At 69.8% G+C, this 16,487-nt stretch carries 11 protein-coding genes; 4 read left to right on the top strand and 7 right to left on the bottom strand.

Going from position 1 to position 16,487, the window contains the following annotated elements; all coding sequences use genetic code 11:
* Positions 1-104: 104 nt before the first annotated feature.
* The 5 genes from ACFVIV_RS20170 to ACFVIV_RS20190 form a co-directional block, all read right to left on the bottom strand.
* Positions 105-1,427, bottom strand: a complete 1,323-nt coding sequence (locus tag ACFVIV_RS20170; RefSeq protein WP_379198386.1) for a DUF4328 domain-containing protein — start codon at positions 1,425-1,427, stop codon at positions 105-107.
* Positions 1,428-1,801: 374 nt separating this feature from the next.
* Positions 1,802-2,368, bottom strand: a complete 567-nt coding sequence (locus ACFVIV_RS20175; protein ID WP_379198388.1) for a hypothetical protein — start codon at positions 2,366-2,368, stop codon at positions 1,802-1,804.
* Between the two features lie 73 nt (positions 2,369-2,441).
* Positions 2,442-2,813: a nuclear transport factor 2 family protein gene (locus tag ACFVIV_RS20180; protein WP_379198390.1), complete on the bottom strand. Its 372-nt coding sequence runs from the start codon at positions 2,811-2,813 to the stop codon at positions 2,442-2,444.
* Positions 2,814-3,081: 268 nt separating this feature from the next.
* Positions 3,082-3,894 carry a formate dehydrogenase accessory sulfurtransferase FdhD gene (gene fdhD / locus ACFVIV_RS20185; protein ID WP_379198392.1) on the bottom strand — a complete coding sequence of 271 codons (813 nt, stop codon included), beginning with the start codon at positions 3,892-3,894 and terminating at the stop codon, positions 3,082-3,084.
* Positions 3,891-6,191, bottom strand: coding sequence for an FdhF/YdeP family oxidoreductase (locus ACFVIV_RS20190; protein ID WP_379198529.1), 2,301 nt, complete (start codon positions 6,189-6,191; stop codon positions 3,891-3,893). Before ACFVIV_RS20190 ends, fdhD begins: the two co-directional genes overlap by 4 nt.
* 343 nt (positions 6,192-6,534) lie before the next feature.
* On the opposite strand from ACFVIV_RS20190, the gene ACFVIV_RS20195 reads away from it, so the two are divergent.
* From ACFVIV_RS20195 to ACFVIV_RS20205, 3 genes are read left to right on the top strand one after another with little or no spacing between them, the layout of a single operon-like run.
* The gene (locus ACFVIV_RS20195) at positions 6,535-8,091 is read left to right on the top strand and encodes a hypothetical protein (RefSeq protein ID WP_379198394.1); all 1,557 of its coding nucleotides are present in this window, start codon (positions 6,535-6,537) and stop codon (positions 8,089-8,091) included.
* Positions 8,088-9,257 (top strand): hypothetical protein, encoded by a 1,170-nt coding sequence (locus tag ACFVIV_RS20200; protein WP_379198396.1) that lies wholly within the window; start codon positions 8,088-8,090, stop codon positions 9,255-9,257. The genes ACFVIV_RS20195 and ACFVIV_RS20200 overlap by 4 nt, the downstream gene beginning before the upstream one ends.
* Positions 9,254-11,566, top strand: coding sequence for a protein kinase (locus ACFVIV_RS20205; protein ID WP_379198398.1), 2,313 nt, complete (start codon positions 9,254-9,256; stop codon positions 11,564-11,566). Before ACFVIV_RS20200 ends, ACFVIV_RS20205 begins: the two co-directional genes overlap by 4 nt.
* A 70-nt stretch (positions 11,567-11,636) precedes the next feature.
* Here the strand turns inward: ACFVIV_RS20205 and ACFVIV_RS20210 are convergent, their stop codons facing one another.
* Positions 11,637-14,057 carry an FHA domain-containing protein gene (locus tag ACFVIV_RS20210; protein ID WP_379198400.1) on the bottom strand — a complete coding sequence of 807 codons (2,421 nt, stop codon included), beginning with the start codon at positions 14,055-14,057 and terminating at the stop codon, positions 11,637-11,639.
* Between the two features lie 343 nt (positions 14,058-14,400).
* Between ACFVIV_RS20210 and ACFVIV_RS20215 the strand changes: the two genes are divergently transcribed.
* Positions 14,401-14,835, top strand: coding sequence for a hypothetical protein (locus tag ACFVIV_RS20215; RefSeq protein ID WP_379198402.1), 435 nt, complete (start codon positions 14,401-14,403; stop codon positions 14,833-14,835).
* Positions 14,836-14,871: 36 nt separating this feature from the next.
* Here ACFVIV_RS20215 and ACFVIV_RS20220 read toward each other — a convergent pair whose 3' ends face one another.
* Positions 14,872-16,416 (bottom strand): FAD-dependent oxidoreductase, encoded by a 1,545-nt coding sequence (locus tag ACFVIV_RS20220; RefSeq protein ID WP_379198404.1) that lies wholly within the window; start codon positions 16,414-16,416, stop codon positions 14,872-14,874.
* Between the last annotated feature and the right edge of the window lie 71 nt (positions 16,417-16,487).

Consider the following 16,487-nt stretch of genomic DNA (forward strand, 5'->3'; position numbering starts at 1 on the left):
GGTCTCCTTCGATCCGGGAGTGTGCTGCTACCCCTTGGACGAGACAGCCCCGCCGGACGTGACGGGCTCGCGGAAATTGCGCCCGGTGAATACGTAGGCGCTGGTCAGAGCGGCACGCCCGGCCACACCTGAGCGATGACATCCTCGCCCTTGTGCTGGTACCAGCGGAACCAGAGCTTGCACGTGGCACGGGGCATCTCGTCGAAATGGGCTATGAGGTGCTCCATAGCGGAGACGCTCTGGAGCGTCACGCGGAAGTAGCCGGACTCGGACGCTCGCTGCCACGGTTCGGTCCGAAAGAAACGATCGTCGAGTTCCTGGCTGTAGGGCGGTTCGCGATAGAGCGCGCCGTTCGCATCGCAGTTCACGCCGTAGGTCAGCCTGTCGAAGCCGCCGTCCTGGGGAGAGCAGGCGACCCGGTCGATCCCGTTGTACGTGGAGTATGTGCACGTCGCGTTCAGATACCCGCGTCCATCCGGCCCGAGGCCCGGGGCCGGAACGAGCCCGGGAAACAGGTCGGCGATCCGCTGCCGGGATTCCAGCGGTACCGGTGTCGTCGTGGCCGCAATCACCGAGGAAGTCGATGTGGATGTCGAGGTCGGCGCGGACAAGGATGCCTCGTCACCGGAATCGCGGCGGAAACCGTAGGCGGCGATCACACCGAGGACGATGCCGGTCGTCACCAGCACCGCGATGACAACCATGACCGCGACGCCACCGGTCCTCGGCTTTCCGGCGCCGGCCGCGGGCGGCAGCACCGGCTTGCCGAGCGAGATCGGCGTGCTGAGCGAGACCGGATCGGCAACTGCCCCACTTCGATTCCGCTGCCACCGGCCGACTCGGACGATGATCAGAGCCAGGAGGATCGCTGCCACGGCGAGGACGCCCGTCGCGACGAACTCGGTGACGATCAGATACCAGCCGCCCAGCGGTGCACGGGTCAACACGACGTCGTCGCCGCTCGTGTGCACCTCGAACTTCGGGATGCTGAGCGCCAGGCCGAGCCAGGCGAGCGCCCAGTGCACCAGCAGCGCCGCCCACCACGCGGTGACCAGTCCGGCGCCGGGTCGCCCGCGTAGGGTGGGCGCGTCGGCCGGGGTGCGCGGATCGCTGGCGCGTACGACGTCGGCGAGAATTATTGCCGGGAACCACAAATTGACCACCGGGCAGAACCAGCCGCCCAGTATCCATCCCATGGATCGCCGATGCCGTGCCGCGCACAGCGTCTCCGCATTGCGGCGGGCGCGCCACAACCAGATGAGGAAGGCGATTCCCGTCGCGATGAATGCCAGCGCCCACAGACCGACCAGCCGGTCGTTCGTGCGCCACTCTTTGCTGTGGTCCGCCGAGGTGGGCTGATAGCTCTCGAAATCCGCGAGCGCGAACGCATTCGCGATCGCGGTGAACAGGGAGAATGCGACCGTCACTCCGAGCAGTGCGATCGAGGCGACCGCCGGTTTCCGCAGCGGGCGAAGATCACCGCGCCCTCCCCTCGCACCGGGTGCCCCGCTGTTCCATGCGTCGTCGACCACCATCGGCGTACCGTCCCCTCGAACCTGGTGCGTCCGTTCGGAAACCGACGCGCCGACATTATGGGATGCCGGCAAGGTGCTGTCACGTCGGTTTCGGACCCGACGGCCGGTTCGGGTGGTCGCGGAGATGGTGACGGTCGGGGGTGCCGATCGCGCCCAGTGCTGGGGATCGACGGTGATCCCCCGTGGTTCGCCATTGAACCTTTACTCCGATATCCGGGAATCGGACGGGAAGCCTCACCTGTTACGACGGTGCGGCAGCTGAGAATTCAGCGGTTCGACGGGCCGCGGCGGCGAGAAGTTTCGGTGTTCGGGCGGCGGGGGAAACGGATGTTCATCGGGGCGGGTTCCGGGACCGGATGGCGTTCGCGGGGTGCGACTATCAGGCAGGCCGCGCCGAGAGCTCCGAGGGCCAGGATCGAGATGAGGCTGATCGTGTAGCTGGCGGTGCTCATGGCGTCGGGACGGTGGGTCACGTGGTAGACGAAATGGGGGACGCTGAAGACCAGCCAGCCGAGTCCGGCGGCTCGCCCGATCATGCTGTCGCGGTGGTACAGGGCGAAGGCCGCGATAGCGCCCAAGGCCAGGAAGAACGCGCCGACATCGCCGACCAGATGGTGGTTGTACGGCCCGTCGGGGCTCACCCATCGGGTGCCGAAGCCCGGGAAGTCGTCATAGAAGGACTCCGGTGCGAACACCGCCCAGAGGCCGACGACGAAGCCTTGTGCGGCCAGGATGCCCAGCATGATGAGCAGGGCGAGCCAGCGGCGGCGATTCACCTCCAGCCGCATGCGCACATTGATGCCGTCCCCGGTGCCGCGAAACGAGATCCGCATCGGCCCTCCGCCCATCGCCGAATCGCTGTGTGATCACGGTAATTCGCGCGACGGGCGGTAACAAGCACCCGCGCTAGATCTGCTCCATCTTCAGATCCTCGGGACCCCAGTAGGCCCGCATGAGCACGATCTTGCCATCCTCGTCGAACTCCATCACATCGATCGGCGACAGCGTCATCCGCTGCCCGTTGAACGCCGTGACCAGCGTAAACGACACGGCAGCATGCTTCCCGTTCACCTTCACGGCATGCAGCTCGGTGGACCGCTCCAGACTCTCCAGCGCCGTATACAGCTCCCGAATCTTCTCGTGCCCGTGCCGCCGCTCACTCCCGATCGGATCCTCCACCACCGCGTCGGCGGCATACAACGCCACAATCTCCTCGGTAGGCCCCGTGGCCACCAACTTCACGTACTGTTCGACCACATCACGAGGCTGCACTGCCACGACAACTCCCAACAGATTGAAACGTGTTCTAATCGCGCAGCGTAGCAATCTCCCGCCCACCCCGAAACACCCCACGTCACTGGGCGGGACCATCCCCAAAGGGGGGTCAAGGGGGCGGAGCCCCTTGTGGGGGTGCGGGGGCGAGCCCCTGCGGGGTGCGGGGTGTCCCCGCCGGGGGCGTGGGGGTGTCCCCCACAAATCAAACACAGCCCCCAGCTATCCGCACCGCAATACTCCGCCACCACTTCCCGGCAGGCATGCCCTCATATCACAGCGCCAGCCGCTCAGCCGAGCTGTACACATTCATACTCGCGCCCCGAAGAAACCCAACCAGCGTGAGCCCCGAATCAGCCGCCAGGTCGACCGCCAGCGAGCTCGGCGCAGACACCGCACCGAGCACCGGTACACCCGCCATCACCGCCTTCTGGACCAGCTCGAAAGACGCCCGCCCACTGACCATGAGCACGAGATCATGCGCAGGCAGCCGTCCCTCGCGCAGCGCCCACCCGATGACCTTGTCCACGGCATTGTGCCGCCCGACATCCTCCCGAACGGCCAGCGCAGCACCGTCGACAGTGAACAGCCCGGCCGCATGCAGCCCGCCCGTGGCATCGAAAACCTGCTGGCGGGAACGGAGTTCGTCGGGAAGCTTGGCGAGCGTATCGACCTCCAGAAGCGGAACACCCTCCGGCAGCGGGTAACGAGTGCGCGTACGGACCTCGTCGAGGGCGGTCTTGCCGCACAAGCCGCAGGAGCTGTTGGTCAGAAAGTTGCGCGGGGTGACCGGAACCGGGTTGCGGAGCTGAACGTCGAGCACGTTATAGGTGTTCTGGCCGTTCTCGTCGGTACCGGCGCAATACCGTGCGGTCACGATGTCCTCGGCGGAGGTGATGATGCCCTCGCTGAAGAGGAAGCCGTGGACCAGATCGATGTCCGCCCCGGGCGTGCGCATGGTGACGGCGAGGGATTCCCCGCGCGTGCGGATCTCCAGGGGTTCCTCGACGGCCAGGGTATCGGGCCGCCGCACCGTTCCCGTGGGGGAGATGCGCAGCGTGGGTCGGCGGGCGGTGACTCTGCTCATGCGGTGTGGACGTGCCGTTCCATGCGAATGGTGACCGCCTTGGACACCGGCGTATTCGACCGCAGCGCAACGTGATCCAGCGGCACCAAGGGGTTGGTCTCCGGATAGTAGGCCGCCGCATTGCCGCGCGGCGTGGAGTAGCCGACCACGCGGAAGCCCGTCACCCGGCGCTCGACCCCGTCGGTCCACTCCGAGATCAGGTCCACCAGTTCGTCTTCCACCAAACCGAGAGCCGCGATGTCCTCCGGATGGACCAGCACCACCCGCCGGCCGTTGTGAATCCCGCGATAGCGATCGTCGAGACCGTAGATGGTCGTGTTGTACTGATCGTGGCTGCGCAGCGTCTGCAGAATGAGCCGCCCCTCGGGGACCGGCAGCCAATGCAGCTCGTTGACCGCGAAATTGGCTTTCCCACTGGCGGTACGGAATTCGCGGGCGTCGCGAGGAGGGTGCGGGAGCTCGAAGCCATTGCGGCCGCGCACCTTGTCGTTGTATCCCGCACACCCGGGCACGACATTGGCGATGGCATCGCGGATCTTGTCGTAATCGCGCCGGAAATCCGCCCAGGGCACCGCATGTCCCGGACCGAAGAGTTCCGCCGCCAGCTCGCACACGATGGCGACCTCGCTGCGCAGGTGCTCGCTCACCGGCTTCAGCCGCCCGGTGGACAGATGCACCATGGACATCGAGTCCTCGACCGAAACCTGTTGGCGCACACCGTCCTGCACGTCCTCATCGGTGCGGCCGAGGGTCGGCAGGATGAGCGCGGTCCGGCCGTGCACCACATGGCTGCGATTGAGCTTGGTGGAGACGTGCACGGTGAGCTCGCAGCTGCGCAGCGCCGCCTCGGTCACCTCGGTATCGGGGGTGGCGGAGGCGAAATTGCCGCCCATGCCGAAGAAGACCTTGGCGCGGCCGTCGCGCATGGCGCGAATGGCATGCACGGTGTCCCAGCCGTGTTCGCGGGGACTCTTGATGCCGAATTCGTCGTCCAGCGCCGCCAGGAAGGTCTCCGGCATCTTCTCCCAGATGCCCATGGTGCGATCGCCCTGCACATTGGAATGGCCGCGCACCGGGCACACACCCGCGCCGGGCTTGCCGATCATGCCGCGCAGGAGCAGCAGATTGGTGGCTTCCTCGATGGTGGCCACGCCGTGCAGCTGCTGGGTGAGCCCCATGGCCCAGCAGATGATGATGTTGTTCGATTCGGCGAGCAGGCGGGCGGTGCGGTCCAGATCCTCGCGGGTCAGGCCGGTCGCCTCCTCGACCACGCCGAGATCGACTGCGCGCATGTGCTTTTCGTACTCGTCGAAGCCGGCGGTGTGCGTGTCGACGAAGACGCGGTCGACGACCGTGCCGGGCTTGCGGTCCTCGGCCTCGAACAGCAGCTTGGCCAGGCCCTGGAACAGCGCCATATCGCCGCCGAGGCGGATCTGCAGGAAGTCGTCGGCAATGGTGATGCCGCCGGTGAGACCCTTCACCGTCTGCGGGTCCTTGAACCCGATGAGCCCGGTCTCCGGCAGGGGATTCACCGCGACCACCGTGGCGCCGTGCGCCTTCGCCTCGCCGAGTGCGGACAGCATGCGCGGATGATTGGTGCCCGGGTTCTGCCCGGCCACGATGATCAGATCCGCCTTCTTGAAATCGTCGATCGTCACCGAACCCTTGCCGATGCCGATGGAGCTGGTCAGCGCGGTGCCGGAGGACTCGTGGCACATATTCGAGCAGTCCGGCAGATTATTGGTGCCGAAGGAGCGGACCAGCAGCTGGTAGAGGAACGCCGTCTCGTTGGCGGTGCGGCCGGAGGTGTAGAAGACGGCCTCGTCGGGGGTGCTCAGCCCGCGCAAGGTGTCGGCGATGAGGCGGTAGGCCTCGGCCCAGTCGATGGGGGAGTAGTGGGCCGCGCCGGGGCGCAGCACCATCGGATGGGTGATGCGGCCCTGCTGGCCGAGCCAGTATCCGGACTTCTCGGACAGCTCGTCGAGGGAGTGCGCGGCGAAGAACTCCGGCGTGACCGTGCGCAGCGTGGCTTCCTCGGCGACGGCCTTCGCGCCGTTCTCACAGAACTCGGCGGGCCTGCGCATACCGGTCGGTTCCGGCCAGGCGCAGCCCGGGCAGTCGAAACCGTGCCGCTGATTGACCCGGGCCAGCGTGCGCGCGGTCCGCACCACGCCCATCTCCTCCACCGCCCGCTCCAGGGCCACGGTGACCGCCTTGACGCCCGCGGCCTCGGTCTTCGGGGCGGAGACCGTCAGGGCTGACTCGTCGATATCGGCTTTCGGCGCGGCACGATGCATGACGACCATTGTCCTCTCGGTGGCGAAGGCGGTATCGGCCACTGGATCGTATGCCCCCCGGGATTCGGCTCTCGTCGCGCATGAACACGGCGTGCCCCGGGCGCGATATACGAGGCGACGGTTTCGCACAGTCTCCCAATCGGCCCGGGGGTCCAATGCGGTTGGCGTCCAGCAGGTAAAGGCTGGGTGAGAAGTCTCCGCAGCGGGGGTTCCCGGCCTTACCATCGAACGAGCGAGGTCACGCCGGATGATGACACGTGCACAATACGGTCGGCGTGCCGGGAGCTCCCACCGGCAGGCGAAACCGATACGCGGCGAGCGGTATTCGAACCGCACCGCCAGGATGATCGCGCTCCTCGCCGCCCTGCTCGCCCTGGCGGTGCCCGCGGCCCTCGGCGCGGCGTACACCGCCATCACCGTCCCGGCGCTATCGTTCACCAGCCCCGATGGGTCGGCGCAGGCCGAGCTGCCGGCGAATCTGCCTCCCGCCGGCGGAGTTTCACCGGTCGCGACCAGCGCACCCCTCACCCCGGTTCCGGCGCAACCCGATACCGGCGGCGGAACCTATGACGGCGGAACCCAGGACGGCGGCGCCTCTCCCGGAACCAGCGGCGGGGACTGCAGTGGCGGCGGCTGTGATTCGAACCCGAATCCCGGCGACGGCTCCGGAACCTCGGACGGCCCCGGCCAGCAACCCCAGCAGCAACCGTGCGGAACCACCTGCGGAACCCCGGAGGGCAATGGAGAGGGCAATGGCTCGACGCCGCAATGCGGTGACTGGGGCCAGCCGTCCTGCGGCGGAACCACACCGGAGTACTGCTGGGACGGGAGCCTGAAACCGTCACACGGGCAGTGCCCGGACCCGGTGGAGTACTGCTCGGACGGCAGTGTGAAGCCGTCGAATGGTCAGTGTCCGAAGCCGGTCGAGTACTGCTCCGATGGCAGTGTGAAGCCGTCGAACGGTGAGTGTCCGAAGCCGATCGAGTATTGCTCGGACGGCAGTGTGAAGCCGTCGAACGGTGAGTGCCCCAAGCCCATCGAGTACTGCTCGGACGGCAGTGTGAAGCCGTCGAACGGTGAGTGTCCGAAGCCGATCGAGTATTGCTCGGACGGCAGTGTGAAGCCGTCGAATGGCCAGTGCCCCAAGCCCATCGAGTACTGCTCCGATGGCAGCGTGAAGCCCTCGAACGGGCAGTGCCCGACCGTGCCGGAGAAGTGCCCGGATGGGAGTGACAAACCTTCGAACGGGCAGTGCCCGGTCGCGCCGGAGAAGTGCCCGGACGGGAGTGTGAAGCCGTCGAACGGGCAGTGCACCGACGGTGGGACGAACCCTGGCACCAATCCGGGCACGAACCCCGGAACCAATCCGGGCACGAACCCCGGCACGAATCCCGGGACAAATCCGGGTTCTGGAAACCCGGGTGACATCACGAATCCCGGCGGTCAACCGGCGCAACCGGATCCGAATACCGACCGGCCCGAGGGCGAGCCGACGAGCCCGGGCAACAACGATGTCTTCCCGAACCCGGCGGTGACGACCGGCCTCGAGCTCGATCCGCCCGCCGCGACACCGGGGACCGAGGTCACCGCCACCGGCCGCGGCTGTGATCCCGGTGCGCAGGTGCGACTTTCGATCGGCGACACCAAGGTCGCCGACACCCGTGCAGGCTCCGACGGCGTCTTCGACGCGACGCTGCCGACCGGGTCCACCGAGATCGGGCATCACCAGGTGACCGCCGAATGCGGTGTGAAACTCGCCGCCGACCTGGATGTCGTGCTGGTCAGCCGGGTCGGCGGCGGCGCGGCGACCGCGACCGTGCTGCTGTTCTTCCTGCTCATCGGCGGCTGGTTCTACGGCCACCGCCTGGTATCCCACCTGCCCGCCCGGAGGCCCCGATGATCAGCCGTCACCTTCGCCCGCTCCGGAAGACAATCGTCACGCTCCTCGCCGTGCTCGGCTTGTTCGGTGCCGCAACGCTGTTCGGATCCGGTCCCGCCGCGGCCGAGGGCTCGGTGAGCGCGACCGCCACCATGGACGGCCGCGCCATTGCCGGGGCGAATGCGCAGAATCCGGTGCGGCTGGACCCCGCCAAGGTCAGCGAGGTCACGGTGGAGATCACCAATGGCTCCGCGAACCCGGTGACCATCCGCCGGGTGGACCTGGCCGGGCATGTGCTCGGACTGAACTTCTTCTCCTATTCGACCTCGGTCGAGTTGACCGTCGCCGCGGGCAAGACCGAGCAGCTCACCTATCGCCTCGACCCGGCCGGGCTGGGCGGACAGGCCACCGGACTGATCGGCTCCGATCTGACGCTCATCGGCGCCGACGGCGATCCGATCACCAGCGTGGGCACCGTCATCGACGTGCGCGGTTCACTCGTGTCGATATACGGGCTGTTCGGGATCATCCTGGCCGTGCTCACCGCCCTCGCCATCGCCGACGCCGCCCTGACCGTGGCGCGGCACCGGCTGGCCGCCAACCGCTGGCAGCGCGGGCTGCGCCTGCTGGCGCCCGGCATCGGGATCGGGCTCATGGTCGGCTTCACCGCCTCGGTCATCCGCTGGTGGGCGCCCGGCACCGGGCTGTGGCTGGCTCTCGCCGGCGTCACCGCCACCGTCTTCTTCCTGGCCGGGTACCTCTCACCCACCCCGCGCGACGAGGACGACCTCGGCCTGGACGCCGAAGAACTCGCGGCCGCCCGCGAACTCGACGCCCAGGGCTATCCGGCGAGCGCGGCCGACGACCTGACCGTCGCCCTCAATATGGGTGCGCAGGGCTATCCGGTCGGCGGCGCTCCCGATCTGGGCGCGACACACAAGCTCGCCCCCGGCTACCAGGCCACCACACCCGACCCGGCCGTGGCGCCCGGTGGCGGGCCGCCTCCGTATCCGGTCGGCCGTCCGGCCTCGAAGGTCTTCGGCCCGGCGGTCGGCGGGCCCGACGATGTGACCATCGGGCGGGATCCGCAGGCGCACAGGCCAACCGGTGATCCGGCGGACGAGCCGACCATTCGCACCGGGCCCGGCGGGACGCACCGGCTCCGGCCCGGAGGCGCGGTCGGATGAGCGTGAAGGATCTCAACAGCACCGATATCGGGCGGGTGCGCGCCGCGCTGCCCGGATACGACATCGACGGCCAGATCGGGCGCGGCGGCTGCGGGGTGGTGCTGGCCGGCACGCATCGCGGGCTGCACCGGCGGGTCGCCATCAAACAGATTCCGCCGCAGTTCGCCGACGATATGCAGGTGCGGCGGCGCTTCGTGGACGAGGCGCGGGTGATGGCCGCCCTCGACCACCCGCATGTGGTGCCGGTGTACGACTACATCGAGCACGAGGACCTGTGCCTGCTGGTCCTGGAGTACCTGCCCGGCGGGACGGTCGAGAACCGTTTCATCACAGCGGGATTCGAGGCCATGGCGGCGGTCGCGGTGGCATTGTCCTGTGCGGCCGGGCTGGACGCGGCGCACCGGCACGGCGTCCTGCATCGCGATGTGAAGCCGTCGAACCTCATGTTCGCGGCCAATGGGACGCTCAAGCTCACCGACTTCGGCATCGCCAAGATCGTCGGCGGTGACGAGACGCTGGTGACGCGGGCCGGCGAGATCATCGGCACCCCGTCCTACATCGCCCCGGAACAGGTTCGCGGCCAGCAGCTTTCGCCCTCCACGGACGTCTACGCGCTGGCGACCATGCTCTACCAGCTGCTTTCCGGCACGCTGCCCTTCCCGCCCGGCGCCGACGCCCTCGCGGTGCTTTTCGCACACGCCTACGGCGAACCCGTCCAGCTCGGCGAAGTCGCGCCCACCGTCCCCGAACCCATTGCCGAAGTCGTCATGCACGGCCTCGCCTCCGATCCGGTCAACCGCTACGACTCCGCCGAAGCCTTCGGCATCGCCCTCGGCGAACCCGCCGTCTCCTGCTGGGGCGCACATTGGCTCACCCCCATCGGCATTCCGGTGATAGGCGCGGACACCATTGTCGCCGCCGCCACGGGCGCCACCCGCTCGGTCATGACCCCCCGGCCGATCCCGCGCCCACCCCACACCCCCCGCCCCCTGCCCGACCCCTACGGCACCACCGCCCCATCTTCGATCGCCCACCCCGCCGACACATCGGACCCGAACCTGACCCCGCCCCCGGGCGCCGCATCCGATCCGAACCGAAACCCATTGCCGGGCACCGCATCCAATCCTAACCTGGCGTCGCCACCCGTAGCGGGCCGCGCACCGGCATCGGGACCGAACCAGGCCGCGCCCTACCCTGCCCGGGAGGCCGAGCGGCGATCCGGTCCCGCGCGCCCGATACAGCCTGCGGCGCACCAGGGTACGACGATGCGACCCCAGCCCGCCCGCCCGGACTATCTGCGGCCGGCAGCGCCCCTTGGAGGGGACAGGCCGAATGGACCGTCCGGCCGCCCGGGAGCTCCGGGCGGATTCCGGGTGCCGCCGGGCACTCCTGGCGGTTACCGGGTTTCGGATCCCTACGCCGGTGCGCGCGGGCAGCAGGGGGCGGGCTTCCGCGCCGCACCGGGTGTGCGCGTGCGCCCGCTACAACCCGTGCAGCACAACGGTGTTCGGCTGATCGATGTGGATCGCGGCGATCTGGTGCCGATCCAGCGGGTGGTCACCCTGCCGTCGCCGCGCCTGCCGTTCCTGGCCGCGGCGGTGCTCACAGTGGTCGCGGGCGGGGCGGCCGTGCTCGGGGTGGGCGCCGCGGCGGAGCCGAATACGCCGCCCGCCGGTGTGGTTCGCATTGCGGGCGCCGATCCGGCCGTGAGCGCAATAGATCTCGACCTGTCCGAGCCGGTGCCGATCGAGATCACCGGAGCCGACGCCGATTCGGCGAAACTCGGCCTGAATGTGCTGGGCGCCGGCATCGGCGGCGCGACCACACCCTTGCAGCCCGGCAATCCCGCCACCGCCGAACTGCCCACCCCGGTGAACCAGTACGTCCTGGCCGGCGACCTCACCGGAGAGCTGACCCTGTCCCGAGGCGGAACCACCACCGCCACCTACGAATTCGACATCCGCACCACCCAGCGCGCCACCACCACGGTCACCGCCATCGCCCTGGCCCTGCTACTGCTCTTCGCCACCGCCTACACCGAATCCAATGCCCGCGCCCTCCGCCGCGGCAGCGCCCGCTTCGCCGCCACCATCGGCCTGACCATCAGCGCGGCCCTGCTCGGCGTGGTGGCCGTCGGCGCCTCCTGGATACTGCTCGGCCACGAACCGACCGTCACGGCCGTAATCGCCTGCGCCGCATTGGGCGCCGCCGCCGGCCTGGCCTTCGCCACCGGCTGCCGCCGCATCGGCAAACGCTACCGCTACGTCCGCCTGCACCGCGATCGCGATCGCGACCGCGTGCGCACCTGATCTGAAACATCACCGACCGGGAACTGGTGGCGGCCGCTACTCGCGAAATGCCGCCACCAGTTCCCGGTGATCACCCGTCCAGATATCGCCGGCCCGGGTCTGCCCGGTAAGTGAGAATGCGCTGGCCGATGCGGACACTCCACCCGGGCTTCAATTCGATCGGCCGCTGCCCCACCCGAATCCAGTCCGCCGCCCCCGGGGCCGCCACGAACGTCCCGCCCGGGGTCGCCGCATCCCGCACGAACACCACCCCGCCCTCGACATACACATACGCATGCACCCGCGACACATGCCGATTCCGCGGAATCACGATCGGCGCCGCCTGCGCCCGCCGCACCGCATCATCGATCATCGGATCCCGCCCCACCACATACGGCCGATCCAGCGGATACACCGACCCATCCGACGTGGTCAACGCCCCCGGCGCCACAGCCTGCGCGGCCGCCGGCCGCCCACCCCCGGCCGCGGCCTGCTGACCAGAAGCCACATCCTCGAAAGCCGCCGCCTCCGCATCGAACTCGGCCGTCGGCGGCTGCGATTCCGGATCCGGCCTGCCCGCGCGCCCGCCCGGCCCGCCTGCACCCGCACCGGGTTCCGAGATCTTCGGCCGCCACCCGAAGGAATGCGGCGCATCCGCCCCCGGCATGGCGGGTGCCGCACCCTGATCACCGAGCCGCCTGCCGCCCGCATCCACCGCCTCACCACCGGACGAACCCGCACCCGGCGTCGCATTGTCCATACGCGTCGTTGCTTGTGCCCGTGCCGCATCCGAATCGGAAGCACCTGCGCTCGCGCCGCTGTGCGGCCAGGCCGCCGGCGCTCCGGCCACCTCCGACTCGCCACGACCTCCGCTCGATACATTGCCGCGCTGCCCTCCCGCCGCGGGCTCGCTCGCGCGTGGACCCAGCGGATCCTGGGCTCGACCGGCGTCCCCGCGTGGGCTACCCGGCTCGGAATCCCATGCGGAAGAGGCGTTTTGACGCTGCGGAGCCTTCTCGCCCGGCCAACTCGGCACCGGTCCGGGCATCCGCGCCTCGGTGGTGGCCTCGCGCGGAGGTTTCCCCGACCGCTTGCCGAGCGACGGGTAGGGCGGCGGATCCGACAAGACCGGCGTCGCCCGGTCCTTCGGCGACCCGGTCGCACGGTCGATCGTGGGCACGGCCGCCTGCGGATCGGATTCCGGCGCAGGCGGAGTCGGCGGCTGCTGCCTGGGCCCACGGGTGACGGTCGGTACCTCTGCCTGTGGGTCCTGCGGGTGGACGGCCCCATGCTCGCCCGCCGGACCTTCGGCCGCAGCAACCCGGGTGACATCCGGTTCGGCCGGCGAACTCGGCCCGGCCGGCGAGGCGACCGGATCGTCCGAAGACCACGGAACCCGACGTGCGGATGGCGACGCGGCTCCCGGCTCGCCACCCCGCGCCAGGATTGCCGCACCTTGGGCCGCGGCCTGCTCACTCGAGGACCTTGCCGCGCGGGCCGCGGCCGATCCGGCGATCGGGTGGCCGCTGGACGGTGGATCTCGGTGGGCGAGTGGAGAGGCGGCGGAGGGTCCGAAGTTCTTCTGGTCGTCGGCGGGCATGGCCTGTGTCTCCGCCGGTTCGGGGGAGGTTGTGCGGCGGGACGCCGCTGGACCGGCGGTACTGGCTTTCGAGTGGGCGGATGCTTCTGGTCCGGCTGCGATGGTTTCCGGACCGGCGGGCGGCGGCTCGGCGGTGGTCTGCGGGTGGCGGGCGGCGGGCGCAGCGCTCGGGGGTGTTTTCGGTTGGGGCGCGGGTGGTTCGGGGGCGCGGGTTTGCGGGCGGGTGACAGGTGGTTCGGGTGGGGATTCGGAGGTGGCGGAGGTGGGTGGGGTGTGGCGGGCGGGGGTTTCGCCGGAGGCGAAGCGGGTGTGGGAGGGGGTGGGGAGGGGGGCGCGGCGGGTTTGGTCGGGGGTGGGGGTGGAGGCTGCTGGGTCGGTGGGTGGGGGTGTGGGTTTGGGGAGGGCGCTGCTGGTGGTGCGGGAGTGGGGGGTGATGCCGGTGGGTGGGGCGTGGAGGATGAAGCCGCCGGCGGCGGCTACGCCGGCGCGGAGGTCGGTGTGCGGGATTTCGGTGGTGGTGCGGGCGTCGGCGGCAATGGTGAGGCGGCGCACCGGGTCTCGGAGGATTTCGTCGGCCCAGGTCATGGCGCGGACGCCGGATAGCTGGCGGGTGCCTTCGGGGCCGTCGACCACGGCGCGGACCGGGCCGCGCAGCAGGATGAGGATGCCGCCGGAGGTGGGGGCCACGACGCCGAAGGCGGGCGGGTGGGCCGACCCGCTGGTGAAGACGGTGGCGGCCAGGCGCTGGGCAATGGCCACGCCGGGATCGCCGGCGCTGGAGGCAGTTTCCGCCGCGCCGAGAACCCTTTCGGTGGAAGGACTTTCACCGGCCAGGAAGATCACCACATTGCCGAATCGCGCGACCAGCCCGTCTCCGCGCGCCAACCCCACCGTGGTAGGAATCCGCCCCATTCCGCGCCTCCTCAGCCGGGCGCTCACAACATCGCAGTCAGCATAAGTCCCACAGCCCGCCCCCGGCAGCGACTGTTGAACATAGTGACCGGTATCGACCGGCCGCTCCACCGCGGCGCCGAGAATCCGATCACCCCACCGAATATGCCCCGGTCGTGCTCGGAATGCATCCGGCGACGCGGCCGGTGCGCTACCCGGGTCATACGAAGCGCACGCCGCGACCGTTCGGTGCGACACGTTTCGCCAACTTGACCAATATGCCGCGCGGCGGCGGCGCGGACGCGAGGATCGAGAGATCGTGCCGGTGCACCGGGCTCCGGCAAACCGATGAGGAACCGAATCTATGGGCACGATCGACAGGAACCGGCGCGCCGCCACTCCCCGCGGCGTGCTCTTGACCGCCGCGACCACCACCCTCGCCGCCTCCGCCGTCCTGCTGTGCGCACCGGCCGGCGCCACGGCCACCCAGGTCGGCGTGGATCCGGGCATCAGCTTCGGATCCGCCACCAACTACGGCACCGGCTGCACCTACATGGTGAACGGTTACGTGGACGACCCGACAACCCCGGTCGTGTTCTACGACAACGGAATCCCCTTCGCCTGGGCGCGCCCCTCCGGCCGCATCGCCGAAGTGCGATGGACACCCCGGACCCAGGGCCCCCACCGCCTCCAGGTCGTCCAGCACAGCGGCCCCGGCGAGGACGTCTTCCCCTACGTGGACGTCCACGTCGGCCAGGGCGTCAACGCCGGCTCCGGCTGCAACGTCTTCGGCGGCTGATCCCCTGGCCGCGGCTGCGGCGGCAACCGGCACACGTCAGGCCGGTTCGAAGGCGGCTTCGGCGGCGGGGGTGGCGGCGGCGCGGTCGGCGGCGACCAGGCCGAGGCGGGTGCGGCGGTCGAGGATGTCATCGCTGTCGAGGGCGCCTTCGTGGGTGGTGGCGAAGGCGAATTCGGCGCCGATCACGTCGAGGTCCGGGCCCACGGGGACGGCCATGAACGGGTGCTGCCGGGTGAGTTCGAGGATGGTGGCGGCCTCGCTGCCGTAGCGTTCGACCAGGCGGTTGGGGGCGGCGATGCCGTCGCGGAAGGCGCCCGAGACCGCGCCGACCAGCGGGAGGTTGCGGGTTCGGCAGGGGGTGGCGGGCAGGGCGGCGTGGGCGACCGCCGCGTCGACGGCGTCCTCGGCCATTTTGCGGTAGGTGGTGAGTTTGCCGCCGACCACCGTGATCACGCCGGTGGGTGAGGTGAGGATGGCGTGCTCGCGGGAGATGTCGGCGGTGCTGTCGCCGCCGGTGCGCAGCAGGGGGCGCAGGCCGGCGAAGGTGGCGCGAATGTCTTTGCGGGTCAGGGGTTCCCGCAGCACCGTGTTGACGGTGTCGAGCAGGAAGTCGATTTCGGATTCGGTGGCGTGCGGCACGTCCGGCACCGGGCCGGGGGCTTCCTCATCGGTCAGGCCCAGGTAGACGCGATTGTGCGCGGCGGGGAAGGCGAAGACGAAACGGCTGGTGCTGCCGGGAATCGGCACGGTCAGCGAGGCCGACAGGCCGCCGAATGCGGCGGCGTCGAACACCAGGTGGGTACCGCGCGAGGGGCGCAGTTCGATGCTCGGATCGACCTGATCGGCCCAGACGCCGGTGGCATTGACCACGGAACGGGCCGTGACGGTGAGGGTTTCGCCGGTCAGCCGATCCCGCAGCGTCGCCGTGGTCCCGGTGACGTCGGACGCCTCGACCCGGGTGAGGATGGACGCCCCTTCCAGCGCCGCCGTGCGTGCGATGGCCACCACGAGCCGGGCGTCGTCCACCAGCTGCCCGTCCCAGGCGACGAGCCCGCCGCGCAGCCCGGCGCGCTTCACCGTCGGCGCGAACCGCAGCGCCTCCGCCGCCGCCACCCGCCGCGATCGCGGCAGCACCGCGGGCGAGGTCCCGGCCGTGCGCCGCAGCACGTCACCGGCCGCGAACCCGATGCGCACCAGCGCCTTCTGCGCCGCCCCGATATTCGGCAGCAGCGGCACCACCTGCGGCAGGGCCCGGGTCAGGTGCGGCGCGGTGCGGGTCAGCAGGATGTCGCGTTCCACCGCGCTCTCGTGCGCGATCCCCACCCCGCCGCCGGCCAGGTACCGCAGCCCGCCGTGCACCAGCTTGGAACTCCACCGGCTGGTCCCGAAGGCCAGATCCTGCTTCTCCACCAGCACGGTGCGCAGCCCGCGCGCGGCGGCGTCCAGGGCCACGCCGGCGCCGGTGATGCCGCCGCCGATGACCAGCAGGTCGATGGTCCCGCCATCGCCGAGCGCCTGCAGCTCGCGTTGCCGCCGGGCGGCATTGAGCGCCGAACTGGCCTGGGCCGAATTGCCGGTCATAGCGGGACCTTTCGATGCGGATTTCTGTGCGGATACGGCGTGTATGAAATGCCCGAGCGGGCCGTCAGCGC

This window comes from Nocardia sp. NPDC127526, assembly GCF_042672265.1.
Classification (GTDB): domain Bacteria; phylum Actinomycetota; class Actinomycetes; order Mycobacteriales; family Mycobacteriaceae; genus Nocardia.